Genomic DNA, 13,865 nt, shown 5'->3' with positions numbered 1-13,865 from the left:
AAATGATAATAATTATGAAAACCATCAAAAACACTTTTTCATTGGCATTAATTCTGTGCCTAACAGTAAGCTTTTCGTATGCTCAGCAAATGTTTAGAGTACATCAAGACAATGTCCGCCCGTCAAGCCATCAAGAATATGAAGCTGTTGCTAAAAAATTTAGAGAAGCATGTATAGAGCATAATATAGACGTTTCTTGGGCCACTGCAATGTCCTCTGATTTTGGCTATTTCTATATTTCACCTATAGAGAACTTTGCTGAATTGGACGGACAACCTTTTGCTGAGATGGCTAAGGCTATGGGTGATGAGTTTAGTAATATGTTCAAAGAATTTGATAAGCATTACGACTCTCATGGTACTTATATCTTAGTTAAAGATTCAGAGCTGTCTTACATGCCTGAAGGTGAAGAAAATGCCCCGCAAGATGATAATTATCGCGATTGGTACTATATGTATTATGCGCCTGAAAACGCCAAAAACATGCATGAGGGCATGATGGCTGTAAAGACCATGTTTAAAGAAAAAGGTTCTAAGGTTTATTACCGAGTTTATAGAGATGGATTTGGTCATATGGAACATTTTTACCTTGTTTCAGTAGCTTCAAAAGATGAGGTAGATTCTGCTCAAAAAACAGTTGAGAACAGAGAAACTTTGGGTCCTGACAGATGGGACGTTTTTAATAAACTTTTAAAATATACATCAAGAACCGAATCTTATACTGGCAGAATGCGACCAGATATGGATTATGCGCCAAAAGCATCAGAGTAGAGTTAGTCACCACTATTCAAGATAAACCCTTCTATGCAATAAAGCAAAGAAGGGTTTATTATATTTAAGTAAATCTATAAGCCGAATTCTGTATGTTTTATACTTTTAAAAAACACCCTTATCATTTATCTGAACGCATTATTACTAATACGCTTTAGCTGTCTACCCTCCAGCATCAAACGTGCCGCCTTCAAACGCTGGTTTACATGACATTGCACCACATAGAGTTTACCTGATTTCACTACAGCATGACCTGTACATACTTTCTGTTGCACTTTTCCTAACCTCTCGGTTGGTGGTTATTAACCACTATGTTGCACTATGGTGTTCGGACTTTCCTCCCTAGATTTATTCTAGAGCGATAAGGCGATTTACTGCCGCAAATGTACAATAATCGCACCTTATTCATAAAGAATATCTAACCCGTACGTAAAATCTTTTCCATTTTTCGGCCTTTGGCCAACTCATCAACCAATTTATCCAAATACCTGGTTTGTTTAGTCAATGGTGTTTCAATATCTTCAATCCGGTATCCGCAAATTACACCTTTTATTAAGTAAGCATTTTCATTTAAGGTTGCGCGTTCAAAAAAGGCCTTAAAGGTTACGTTTTCATCTATTAATTGTTGCAAATCAGAAGCGCTAAACCCTGTTAACCATTCAATAACCTGATGCAGTTCGATTATTGTTCTACCTTTTTTCTCAATTTTAGTTACATAATGCGGATAAACTGAAGCAAAAGTTAAATTAGCAATGCGAGCGTCATGTTCGGGGGTTGTTGTCATAGTTAAGTTGTTAATAACTCGTTTTAAATTCAAGAATTATAATTCGAATTTTTCAATTAAATAAAATTTACTTATCAATTACATAGCTTTTGTAAACAATACCTTCTTTATCAAAATATTTGATCCTATTATCTGTTGATGCTGGAATTAATTTAGTCTGTGTATCAAAATTCATAATCATGGGCGATTGACTATTTGGTTTTACAGCAGACCACTCAGGGAGTCCTCCACCATTAGGGTTGCCTGTTTTAATAAAATTAGCCAGATACTATTGCATTAGGGCAGATACCTTATAATCGTCTTTGGTATAATGGTGAGATTTTATTTTATCAAGATTACCCCAAGCATAGGGTATATCTGCAGCATGTTTAGGACCTAAAGGCGGTGTGTATTTGGATAAATCAACGGTTTTGGCAGGTGGCGGTATTTTACTAAATAAATACCTATAAACTGGAGCTTTACTGTATTTTTGGTGTAGGTCAAACCATTTCCATGATTTCATAACCGTTCGAAGTGAACTTAAGTGCGTTGCAGACCATTTAATGTCTTCTTCGGTTTCATGCGAGTACATGTCTAAGACCTTTTCGTAGTGTCCTGGAAACACCTCTTTTGTACGTTTTATAAACTTTTTTTTAGTGAAATTAGCTCCTTTAAGGAAATGTTTTGCAGGATGTTCTGCTGAATTCCAACCTATTAATAAAGGAATATTAACCTGCTTACTTTCTTTATAGATTTTGGTAATTTCATTTGGTATCACATAATTATCTAATGTAGGTTGAAAGGGATTAATCGCGTTACCAGCTTTATGAGAATCATAAAGCTTAATAATATCTTCGGTGGAAGCTTGTCTCAATTCTGCAACGGTTTTATACCCTAATTTTTCTAGTACTAATACACCTATATTTTCGGCAGTTTTCAAGGAATAAACAGGCTTTACACCATCACTTGATCCTATAGCTCCTATAATTAAATCTTTGGATAACGGAGAGGTACTTAAAATATGTACAGATCGCGCTCCAGCAGATTCTCCTGCAATGGTAATTCTGTTAGGGTCACCACCAAAAACTGCAATATTGTTTTTAACCCATTGTAAGGCCAATTGTTGATCCATAAAGCCATAATTACCAGAACCTTCGTAATTGGTTTCGGTACTTAATTCTGGATGCGCTAAAAATCCGAATATATTAAGACGGTAATTAACTGTTACCACAACAATACCTTTTTTTGCCATGTTACTACCATTCAGTTCAGGCCCTCGAGTTCCTCCCTTGCCCAAACCACCTCCATGAATAATAACCAATACGGGGAATTTTGCTTCCCCTAATTCTGTAGGCTTCCAAACATTTAAATACAAGCAGTCCTCACTCAAATTATCCCTAGTGCTCCATTTATCCAATGGCTGCATAGCTTTTTTACTAAATTCTTGTGTTTTTAGCACACCTTGCCATGGTATAGGTTTCTGGGGTGCTTTCCATCGAAGATCACCAATAGGAGGTTGCGCATAGGGAATACCCAAGTATTTTTCCACTTGATTATCATGCTGACTTATTGTCCCTTCAATGACACCCGACTCTATTCTTTTTTGTAGCGGGTTTTGTGCCGAAGCATTGTTAATTAATGTGACAAAAGAAATTAGGAATATCCTTTTAGCAATAAACTTAATCATAACAGTCTAAATATTTAATTAAGCACAACAAAGTTCGGTTAATAAAAAGATATATTTCGGATAAGAATAAATTTACAATATTTTTCTGGTAATAGAAATTAAAAAATTGTTGTTAATAACTCCCTCTAAATTCAACTTTTAAAATACAAATTATTCTGATGAATTTTTAACTTTGTTAATAACATTACGGCATCAAATGATGCGAAAAACTGAGTTAATTTGGAACACTTTGTTGTATCGGCGAGAAAATATCGTCCCCAAACGTTTAAAGACGTTGTAGGGCAACAAGCCATTACCAATACCCTACTCAATGCCATTGATAATAATCATTTAGCTCAAGCCCTATTGTTTACGGGGCCCAGAGGTGTTGGCAAAACTACTTGTGCACGTATTTTGGCCAAAATGATTAACAGTGATGGTTCTGAAGCTGCCGAAGAAGATTTTGCGTTTAATATTTTTGAATTGGATGCCGCTTCAAATAACTCGGTAGATGACATTAGAAGTCTTACAGATCAGGTCCGTATTCCGCCGCAAATTGGTAAATACAAAGTTTATATTATTGATGAGGTTCATATGTTATCGCAAGCAGCCTTTAATGCCTTTTTAAAAACATTAGAGGAACCTCCAAAACATTGTATTTTCATTTTAGCTACCACTGAAAAGCATAAGATTATCCCTACCATTTTGTCGCGTTGTCAAATATTTGATTTTAAGCGTATTACCGTAAAAGATGCTAAGGAATACTTAAAATATATTGCAGAAGAGCAAGAAATAAACGCAGAGGACGATGCTTTGCATATCATTGCTCAAAAAGCAGACGGCGCTATGCGAGATGCTTTGTCTATTTTTGATCGTGTAGTGAGTTTTTCTGGCAAAAACTTAACGAGACAAGCTGTTACTGAGAACTTAAATGTCCTTGACTACGATACCTATTTTACAAGCACAGATTTAATTCTGGAAAATAAAATACCTGAATTATTAATTCAATTTAATAATACATTGGCAAAAGGCTTTGACGGGCATCATTTTATAGCCGGACTAGCGTCGCACTTTAGAGATTTGTTGGTGAGTAAAACAGAAGAAACCATTGCGTTGCTCGAGGTAGGCAACCAAACCAAACAAAAGTATTTAGAGCAATCAAGAAAAGCGTCGCAAGCATTTCTTATTCAGGGAATTAATTTAGCAAACGATTGCGACCTCAAATATAAAACCAGTAAAAACCAACGCTTACTTGTTGAACTATGTCTTATGCAACTTGCCTCTATCACTTTTGATGGAGAAAAAAAAAATAGCAGACATTACATAATTCCTGCCTCCTACTTTAAAAAGAAGGGCATTACCCCTGTTGCAGTTAAAACCCCTAAAAAAAACCAAGAAATTTCTAGTAATACTAAGGAAGAGCTTTCTGAACATTCTGAAGTTGCAGAAAAATTTCAGGTTAAAGAACCTCCTAAAATTATTCTTAAGCAAGACAATAAAAGACGTTCCGGCCTATCGCTTAGCAGTATAAAAGCAAAAAAAGAACATCAAATTAAACAGATGGAGGTGGTTGTTAATGAAGAAGAACTACCTAAAGATGCCTTTACCGAAAAAGCGTTCATAACTGTTTGGAACCGTTATATTGAAAAAATTAGAAAGGATGGCAAACATAACCTTGCATCTATACTCGCCATTGATACACCAAAAGTAAAAGGTACAGTAGCTCATCTAGAGTTTCCTAATGCCACCAATAAAGTGGAAGTTGAGCGCCAACAATATGAACTTTTAAGTTATATTAGAAAAGCCTTAAATAACTTTGATATTAGTTTATCTATAACCATAAATGAGATTATGGAAAAACAATATGCCTATACCACAGTTGAAAAATTTGAAAAGTTAAAAGAGAAAAACCCTTCTATCGATATTTTAAGAAAAACTTTCGATTTAGATGTATAAAAATCACATTGTAAAATATTTAACATTCTTCATTTTTACAGCAATAGTCTTGCTAAGTTGTGATGGTAGACATCGAAACTTAAAAACAAACTTGGAAGCCTTTAAATCCTCTATGGGCATAGCTGATTACGGTAGTAGAACTTTATATATTCCTGAAAAACCAGTTAAAATTATAACAGATACCATTCTTAGCAACGGGTTTCGAGTTAAGACTGATTACTATTCTTTAAAAAAACTGCACAGAATTAAAGATTTTGAAGGGAAAACAACTATTTATTACAATGATTTTGAAGCCAGAATTAAGATGTGGAGTAATAAAGGTATAAGTAAAGAGATTATCTTAAACAAGGGCTTATTTAAAGGTTTTGGAACTTCTGAATATTTGGAAAGCGCCGTTATGCAATATGTCTGGATAGACTATGAGTCGTCAACAAACTCTAAAATAGAACTTAACACAACTTTCAAATCTTTAAAAAACAACCATTACATTGATTTTGTTGTTGTTATAGATATATTTGGCACTGTTGATATAAAAAAGAAAGACCTACATACAAAACATATATAATTATGCTTGGACTTAAACTTCCCACAGATCCGCGTTGGGTTAATATTGTTGAAAAGAACATTGAAGAGATACTAACAGACCATGCTTTTTGTGAGCAAAAAGCAACGAGTACTGCTATTTCACTAATAGTTGGCTTTCCTGAATACACAGATTTGGTTCAAGAGATGGTAGCACTTGTAAAAGAAGAGATTAGTCATTTTAAAATGGTTCATGACAAAATTCTTGAACGCGGTTGGACCTTGGGCAGGGACAGAAAAGATGACTATGTTTTACAATTGGTGAAATTTTTCCCTAAAGGCGGTAGTAGAACTACACAACTGGTACACCGGTTGCTGTATGCTGCGCTTATTGAGGCCAGAAGCTGTGAACGATTTAGGCTGCTTTCGGAAGAACTTGAAGACAAAGAACTAGCCGAATTTTACAGAAAACTAATGGTAAGTGAAGCCAACCATTATACCATGTTTCTTGGATTTGCAAGACAATATGGAAATAAAACAGAAGTTGATGCCAAATGGCAACAACTTCTTGAATATGAAGCTAAAATAATGAGTAATCTTGGTACTTCTGAACAAGTTCATGGTTAAAATTTATAACCAATACCTATTTGTACATTGGTATTCTTAGCAGAAACTCCAACATTATCATCAAACACATTTCTAAATCCGTATGTATATCTGGCGTCTAAAAAGATAGCGTAATTTATTCTGTACTCTAAACCTGCAACACCGGAATAAGCCATATTCTTAGCCATATCATCTTCCTTATGTACTTTTAATCCAACTTGCGGACCTAAACCTGCTCGAAGTTTATTGGTTATCTTAAAGTTTAACAAAATAGGCGCTTGAATATAATCTAAATGCAATGTTTCATCTTTGCCTCCCTCCCCTGAAAACTGTAGTTCAGGCATTATTGAAAGGGTTTTAGATAAGGCGACATCTGCTAAAAAGCCAATAAAAAAACTATTTCTGTGCTTATTTTCAAAGCTAGGTTGCTTATCGAAATCTAAATTCGAAATATTAAGACCCGCTCTAACTCCATATTTAACTCCTTTAGAGCCATATTTTTTGGGTTGAGCTTTTACCGTGTCTTTAGCTTGAACCGCTTCTATTTCTTGGGAAAAACTATGAATTGAAAAACAACATATAGTTACAAGTAGTATAATTTTTTTCATCTGTCTATACTTTTATTAAATCTATCAGATGTCATTAGCCCTTAAATTTTAGCAGATTCAGGACTCATTTCATTATTAATAGATTTGGGTAGTAATTAATAATAAGTTTGCTACGAATATATATTATTAAAACAAAAACAAACAATAATAAAAGGTAAAGTGCAAAATTCTACTGTGTATTGCTAGAAACCGTATCATAATAGATACTTTTTATAATGCCATCTGCCAGACCAATTTTTGGAACATAAATGTTTTTTGCGCCACTCCATTTCATAGCCGACAAATATATTCTCATGGCAGGGATTATAACATCTGCTCTATCTTGATTTAAGTCTAATTCCGAAATACGCTCTTCGTAAGAATAGTTCTGTAAGGTATTATAGTAAGATGTCATGTAGAAATAAGAAAGCGGTTTTCCCATAGACTTCCCTGATATTTTGAAAATCTTGTTAATGTTTCCTCCAGATCCTAATACAGAGATTTTATCGTAATCTTGAGCATGACTTCCAATCCACTCCCTTAACTCCTGCCATGATTCATGTTTTACCATATCATTTAAAAGTCTTACAGTACCAATCTTAAACGATTTAGAGGCAACTTGATTACCCTGATGGATAACTGTGAATTCGGTACTTCCTCCACCTACGTCAACATATAAATACGTTTTATTAGGATCGATGTACTTATTCAAATCTGTAGCAGCAATTATAGCTGCTTCTTCCTCGCCACCAATAATATCAACACGCAAACCAGAATGCTTTAAAACCATATCCACCACTTCTTTTCCATTTTTGGATTCTCTCATTGCAGATGTTGCACAAGCCTTATACTTTACAACTTTATGTGATTTCATTAACAGCTTAAACGCCAACATGGTATCTAAAATCCTTTGAGTATTTTCTTTAGAAATTTTATTTTTCACGAAAACATCTGCACCCAATCTTATTGGCACCCGAACTAATGAGTTCTTTTTAAATTGAACTGGTCTTCCCTTTTGCTCAATTATATTAGAAATTAAAAGTCTTACAGCGTTCGAACCAATATCGATGGCAGCATATTTTTTTATGGAAAGCATACTAGTTTTTTAATTTTTTGAGATAGTAGTCGTAAACAGCAAACTGAGATCGCACTTTTTCTTCTTCATCTGTTCTATACTCGTTTTCTTGTGAATCACTTAGTACTCTTGCCTTGACATTATCCCTCCAACTAATGTTGAAAGTTTCAATTATTTCTTTCTTTATTTCTTCATCATAAATAGGACAACTTACTTCCACCCTATTTTCTATATTTCTGGTCATCCAATCGGCAGATGAGATATACAACTTCGTATCTCCATTGTTTCCAAAGATATAAATTCTTGAATGCTCTAAAAATTTATCGACAACACTTATTACTTCAATATTCTCACTCATCCCTTCAACTCCAGGAATTAAACAACAAATACCTCGAACAATCATTTGAATCTTAACCCCTGCTCTACTGGCTTCATAAAGCTTATCAATCATTGGGTAACTTGAAATGCTATTCATTTTTAATCGAATAAGTCCTTCTTTACCATTTTTCACACTTTCAATCTCATTATCTATCAATTTAAAAATAGCTTTTTCCGTGTAATGCGGTGATACTATTAAATGTTTGTAAGTGTTTATTTTATAATTGGTTTCGAAAAAACCAAAAATCTTATTGACATCTTTTAATATTTTTTGATTGGCAGTAAAAAGTGTATAATCTGTGTATATTTTTGCCGTAGATTCATTAAAATTACCTGTACTTATAAAACCATAGCGTCTTATTTTTTTACCTTCTTCACGCTCAACAACGCACATTTTACTATGCACCTTAAGGCCCGCAACACCAAAAATTAAATTAACTCCTTCATCTTTCATTTGTTGGGCATAATCAATATTTGCCTGTTCATCAAATCTGGCCCTAAGTTCAATGGATACGGTTACGGATTTACCATTAATTGCAGCGTTAATTAACGAACTAGCTACATGCGATATTTCAGCAAGACGATATATAGTAATCTTAATGGTTCTAACACTAGGATCAAGTGCAGCCTCTCTTAAGAACTTAACAACGTATGAAAACGTTTGGTAAGGGGCGTAAAGCAGATAATCCTTCCTTTTAATAGCTTTAAAAATACTTTCCTGTAAGCTTAAGCCCTTAATTGGTAAGGCTTCTATTTTATCATACATTAAATCGTTCCTTCCCAAGCTTGGAAAACCCATGTAGTCCCTTCTGTTATGATATCTACCTCCAGGAATAATACTATCCGTATCATCAATACCCATTTTTGACATTAAATATCTTAATGTCTCTTTATGAATGGTTTTATCATAAACAAATCTTACGGGCTCTCCTATTTGACGATGCTTTACACTGTCTGATATTTTTTCGATGAAACTTTTACTTAAATCGCTCTCGAAATCTAATTCACCATCTCTAGTAATTTTAATCATATGAGCAGAAATACTCTTATATTCAAAAATACTGAAGATATCACTCAAACAATGCCGCAATAAATCATCAACCATAATGATAAAACTCTTATCGCCTTGTTTTGGTAATTCGACAAATCGGTTAACAGATTTTGGTATTTCAATAAGCGCAAACTGTTTTTTATCACCAGCCATTAACATTCTTACAGCCAAATAAGCAGCACTATCTTTAAGATTAGGCAATACAACAGAATCATTAAGTATAATAGTCACTAAGGCTGGACTCACTTCTTTGAGAAAATATTGTTTAATAAAATCATGTTGATTTTTATCAATTTGAGTCTCATCGATAATATAAATATTCTCTTCTTTCAGTTTTTCATCGATTGCTTTTAAAATACCAACACTTTCCGTTTGCTGATTTATTACAATTTGAGTAATAATTTCTAAAAGTTCTTTGGCTCGAATTCCTCCTAGCTGGTTCTTTCCTCCTTTTCCCGCCTCCACAATTCTTTTTACAGTTGCATACCTAACTTTGAAAAACTCATCTAAGTTATTAGAAAAAATACCCAGAAACCTTAAACGCTCTATTAAAGGAACGCTTTCATCTTGGGCCTCTTGCAATACTCTTGCATTAAATTGAAGCCAACTAATTTCTCTATTTATGTAACTATTGTTTTTAGAAGTTTCAGATTTGGTCATCAAATAGTGTTTATATTAATTGCTAAACAAATATATTCTATTTAGGTAAAAAATAAAGGTTTATTACATTGAGGTATTTCTAAAAATTTCTAGCTCTTAGCTAAGAAAAAGCAAAACCAGCGTTTTGAAGACACCATATTCTTACAATCTTAAAAAATAAACCTAAAAACTACTTCAAATCCCTTGGAAAAATAGTTTTAGTCGTAGTGCCCTGTTTCAAATCCTGCCAACGATCTATGTCAAACTTTATGGTTATTAGTCCACACGTAGGGACATTCTCGATGTATTTGCAACCAAAAGTATTGACAAACGAAGTCACGGCATGATTGTGAGCAAAAACCATTAAATAATTGACAGCATCTGGGCATTCCTGTATAACTTTTTGTAGAGATCTCCCATCGAAATCATAAAGCTCGTAATTATAAATAACTTGCTCTAAATCAATACATAATGACTCAATAAAAAAAGCAGCCGTTGCTTTAGTTCTTGTAGCATCACTACAAAACACCAGATCTACTTGTGGGTTCAATCGCTTCAAATAACTTGAGAGTAATTTGGCGTCATTAATTCCACGTTTATTAAGCGGTCTTTCATGATCAATAACATCATACTCCCATGAAGATTTTGCATGTCTAATTAGTGTAAGTGTTTTCATAAATATCGATTAAAAGATGAATTTTACCGTCAAAACGTTGTTTATTTCGATAAAAAGCAATTTCTTTGTATCTAAACTTAGATGTAAATGGAAATTGGCTTTTGGAACGAGCAAAACTAAATTAACTAAAATAAATTATAACCGATTAAGAGTTAACAACATCGATTATGAGATCAATCTGGGCTTTTAATCGAATAAATGAGTGATTTGCCATTTTTATTTGAACACTAAATGGCATATATGTTTTTTTGCTATACCTACAAAATTTTGAAATTATGAACCCAAATCACCTAATGTTTTATTCAGTTAAAAACATTATAAGTACTTCCCTCACTGTTTTTCCCTCAAAAACTGGTACTGATTTATTTTTAAAAATAAAGCACTATTTGCAATAGTGACATTATATAATGCTATATAGTGACAATATACACTAACAAGTGTCTAAAATTAAAATATAAATTTGGTAATATCTTTAACCATGAAAAATAAATTGACTTTTAAAACTTCTGTTGTTTTTTTAATTTTTAGTATTTCTCTTTTGTCATCAAATCTAATCAACAGTCAAGATAGAAATATTTTTGAACTCACAACACAATCCAATAATAGAGATAGATCTGATTTTTACGATCTAGCCTTCAACCTAAAGCCCACTGCATATTTTAAAGATAATGCTTTTAGAAATCAGTACGGAGAAGGAAGTATTTTAAAAATAACATTTGAAGACACAAACTCATTTGATGCATTGGCGAATAATCAAGGTAATTATGATTCTGCAGAATTAATAATTATTAAGGTTAACAACCTTAGTGAACTAAACCAGACTGTTGATCTAATGAGTCTAACTAGCTTAAATAAGTTGAAATATATTTTTATCAAGTGTTTTTTCAAAACTAACAAACAACAAGTTGAAAACTTTATTTCAGCTAATCCTAATATTAGAGTGTTTTATTTCGCCCAAAACCCTTCCTAAGAAATATTTGATCCAATTTAAAAAGTAATCAAATGAAAAAGCTATATCCACGTTATTTTAATCTTACTGTAAAAGCAAACATATTATATGGCCTGCTATTTTTTCTTTTCATAGGAATTATGAGTTCTCATGGTCAAGTGCGTGTTCCTTTTGCCCCAAGAGTATCAAACACCCCTCCATCAAACTCAATTTATACGGTAAAAGGAGATTTTCAAATGATTGGTAATACCAATCTTACTTTGGTTAACTACGGTAACACTACAACCAACAATTCAGATATGCGATATGTGGATATTGATAGTGACGCTAACAATGATGGTGTGCAAGATAACAATGGTGTAAATGAAACGTGGAATTCATCTTCAGCAACGTTAAATTTTTCAACAGAAAATGGTGCGCTTCCAGAGTGTTCTAGAGTCCTTTATGCAGGGTTATACTGGTTTGGACGTGCAGATGTGGGATCCAATGGCGACCAGTATTTTGTTACAGCTACTAAAAATGGAGAAACAAGGACTTTCGATAAGCGAAAAGTACTTATTAATGGTCCAGATGCTACTGAAGACTATGTTGAAATTACAGCAGAGGAATTTAATACCCCTAACACAAACATCTATTTTCCATTTGATTTAGATATCAATCTTTACACCGCATATGCAGAAATAACGCAATATGTGCAAGATAATGGTGTAGGAGAGTATTTTCTAGCGGATTTAGCCTTAAGAGAAGGCAGTCAAGACATCAACGGTTTTACTGGAGGCTGGGGAATGGTAGTAATCTATGAAAACTCTAAAATGAATTGGAGAGACATTACCGTTTTTGATGGTCACGCATTTGTAAGTGGTAATAATGGTAGTGAAACTTTTTCTTTTGATGTAAATGGTTTTGAGGCAGCTCCTCAAGGTCCTGTTAATATCAAGCTTGGAGTTATGGCTAGTGAAGGTGAAAGAAATTTCACTAGTGATTATTTAGAGATAGAAGTACAAAATTCAGGAACCTACCAGCGTTTAACCCATGGTGCAACCAATTCAACGAATAACTTTTTCACGTCTTCTATACTTACTGGAGGGAATAACAGAAATCCTAATTTATTTAACAATACTGGAGTTGATATCTTGATGTTTGACATTCCTAATACAGGTAATAGCATAATCAATAACGGTCAAGAAGAAACATCTTTTAGATACGGATCTGGTCAAGACGGTTTTGCAATATTTAATTTAACATTTGCTGTAGATGCTTACGTTCCAGAGCCAGTTGGAGTTTTGAGTAATACCTCTATTAATGGTTCTAATCCTGGCTCTACACCAACTGTCGAACCTGGTGAATTTGCTGATTACACCATAGAATTAACTAATCAAGGCACAGAACCGATAGAAAACACAACGCTTACAATTCCAATTCCAGACTCAATAGACCCAACAAGTCTCAGTTTCAACGCAAATACGTATTACACGCCACTTATTGGTTATTCTGCTCCATCATATGATGATAGTATAGGAAATAACGGTGCTATTGTATGGAATCTAGGAACCCTTCCTTTAGATATTGATCCTAATAAGATATTGGCCGATATTAGTTTTAAACTCACAGTTACAACGGATTGTACAGTACTAAGTGACTCTGGATTTTCGGGTACGGTTGCTACAAATGGATTTATAAGCGGTATTGGACAAATTTCTCAAAATACTTTCAACACTCCATTGATTATTGGTTTTGAGCAAGTTGGAGCTTGTACAGGAGAACCAATTCCTGCTCCCATCATTATTGATGTAGATTATCAGTCTTACATCAGCGAACCCCCAACCGCTGATACTCCTAATCCAATAAACGTACAATGCCCTGCCGACGTTCCAGCGCCAGATACATCGGTTGTAACTAATGTTTCAACCAACTCTGGTAACCCTGCTGTAATTCAATTCGTTTCTGATAACTCAGACAATAATTCATGTCCCGAAGTTATAACAAGACGCTATAGTGTTACTGATGATTGTAACAATACTATTTTCGTTGATCAGATTATTACAATAAATATCACAACCCCATTGGATATTGCGGATGCCGATGGTACCAGTACAGTAGAATGTGTTGCAGATGCTACTGAAACGTTTACACTACCTACGGTAACTGATGCCTGTGGAAATACTTTAACGCCTTCTGCTGCAGTGATTACTGAGAATCCAAACCCTTTAACTTGTGAAGGTACAAG

General features: G+C 33.9%; 12 protein-coding genes and 1 other RNA gene. 6 read left to right on the top strand and 7 right to left on the bottom strand.

Annotated features, from left to right (window positions below):
* Nucleotides 1-14 precede the first annotated feature (14 nt).
* Entirely contained in the window at nt 15-770 is a 756-nt protein-coding gene (locus E5D58_RS06325) for a hypothetical protein (protein ID WP_136481008.1), read from the top strand.
* A gap of 61 nt (nt 771-831) precedes the next feature.
* Here E5D58_RS06325 and rnpB read toward each other — a convergent pair.
* The 3 genes from rnpB to E5D58_RS06305 form a co-directional block, all read right to left on the bottom strand.
* Nucleotides 832-1,148: RNase P RNA component class A (gene rnpB, locus E5D58_RS06320), an RNA gene on the bottom strand.
* 40 nt (nt 1,149-1,188) lie between these two features.
* On the bottom strand, nt 1,189-1,554 hold the full coding sequence (locus E5D58_RS06315; protein WP_136481007.1) for a DUF2200 domain-containing protein: 366 nt from the start codon (nt 1,552-1,554) through the stop codon (nt 1,189-1,191).
* A 268-nt stretch (nt 1,555-1,822) separates the two neighbouring features.
* Nucleotides 1,823-3,220: a carboxylesterase/lipase family protein gene (locus E5D58_RS06305; RefSeq protein ID WP_136481005.1), complete on the bottom strand. Its 1,398-nt coding sequence runs from the start codon at nt 3,218-3,220 to the stop codon at nt 1,823-1,825.
* Nucleotides 3,221-3,439: 219 nt separating this feature from the next.
* On the opposite strand from E5D58_RS06305, the gene dnaX reads away from it, so the two are divergent.
* The 3 genes from dnaX to miaE are packed head-to-tail and all read left to right on the top strand — an operon-like array spanning nt 3,440 to nt 6,304.
* A complete protein-coding gene (dnaX, locus tag E5D58_RS06300; RefSeq protein ID WP_136481004.1) occupies nt 3,440-5,155 on the top strand; it encodes a DNA polymerase III subunit gamma/tau in 1,716 nt (571 codons plus the stop codon).
* The gene (locus E5D58_RS06295) at nt 5,148-5,720 is read left to right on the top strand and encodes a hypothetical protein (protein ID WP_136481003.1); all 573 of its coding nucleotides are present in this window, start codon (nt 5,148-5,150) and stop codon (nt 5,718-5,720) included. Before dnaX ends, E5D58_RS06295 begins: the two co-directional genes overlap by 8 nt.
* A gap of 2 nt (nt 5,721-5,722) precedes the next feature.
* Entirely contained in the window at nt 5,723-6,304 is a 582-nt protein-coding gene (gene miaE / locus E5D58_RS06290) for a tRNA-(ms[2]io[6]A)-hydroxylase (protein ID WP_136481002.1), read from the top strand.
* Here the strand turns inward: miaE and E5D58_RS06285 are convergent.
* The 4 genes from E5D58_RS06285 to E5D58_RS06270 form a co-directional block, all read right to left on the bottom strand.
* Entirely contained in the window at nt 6,301-6,891 is a 591-nt protein-coding gene (locus tag E5D58_RS06285; protein WP_136481001.1) for a porin family protein, read from the bottom strand. The two genes, miaE and E5D58_RS06285, sit on opposite strands and share 4 nt — an antisense overlap.
* Before the next feature lie 169 nt (nt 6,892-7,060).
* A complete protein-coding gene (locus E5D58_RS06280) occupies nt 7,061-7,966 on the bottom strand; it encodes a Ppx/GppA phosphatase family protein (RefSeq protein ID WP_136481000.1) in 906 nt (301 codons plus the stop codon).
* Nucleotide 7,967: 1 nt separating this feature from the next.
* The gene (gene ppk1, locus E5D58_RS06275) at nt 7,968-10,034 is read right to left on the bottom strand and encodes a polyphosphate kinase 1 (protein WP_136480999.1); all 2,067 of its coding nucleotides are present in this window, start codon (nt 10,032-10,034) and stop codon (nt 7,968-7,970) included.
* Nucleotides 10,035-10,203: 169 nt separating this feature from the next.
* Nucleotides 10,204-10,689, bottom strand: a complete 486-nt coding sequence (locus E5D58_RS06270) for a SixA phosphatase family protein (protein WP_136480998.1) — start codon at nt 10,687-10,689, stop codon at nt 10,204-10,206.
* 478 nt (nt 10,690-11,167) lie between these two features.
* Here E5D58_RS06270 and E5D58_RS06265 point away from each other — a divergent pair, with 478 nt between their 5' ends.
* Together E5D58_RS06265 and E5D58_RS06260 are read left to right on the top strand one after the other, a co-directional pair.
* On the top strand, nt 11,168-11,659 hold the full coding sequence (locus E5D58_RS06265) for a hypothetical protein (RefSeq protein WP_136480997.1): 492 nt from the start codon (nt 11,168-11,170) through the stop codon (nt 11,657-11,659).
* A 32-nt stretch (nt 11,660-11,691) separates the two neighbouring features.
* Nucleotides 11,692-13,865 (top strand): HYR-like domain-containing protein (locus E5D58_RS06260; protein WP_449397377.1); only part of this gene is annotated, 2,174 nt, incomplete at its 3' end.

The organism is Cognatitamlana onchidii (assembly GCF_004804355.1).
GTDB lineage: Bacteria > Bacteroidota > Bacteroidia > Flavobacteriales > Flavobacteriaceae > Cognatitamlana > Cognatitamlana onchidii.
The sequence above is the reverse complement of the archived record's forward strand: the minus strand, read 5'-3'. Positions and strand labels throughout refer to the sequence as shown.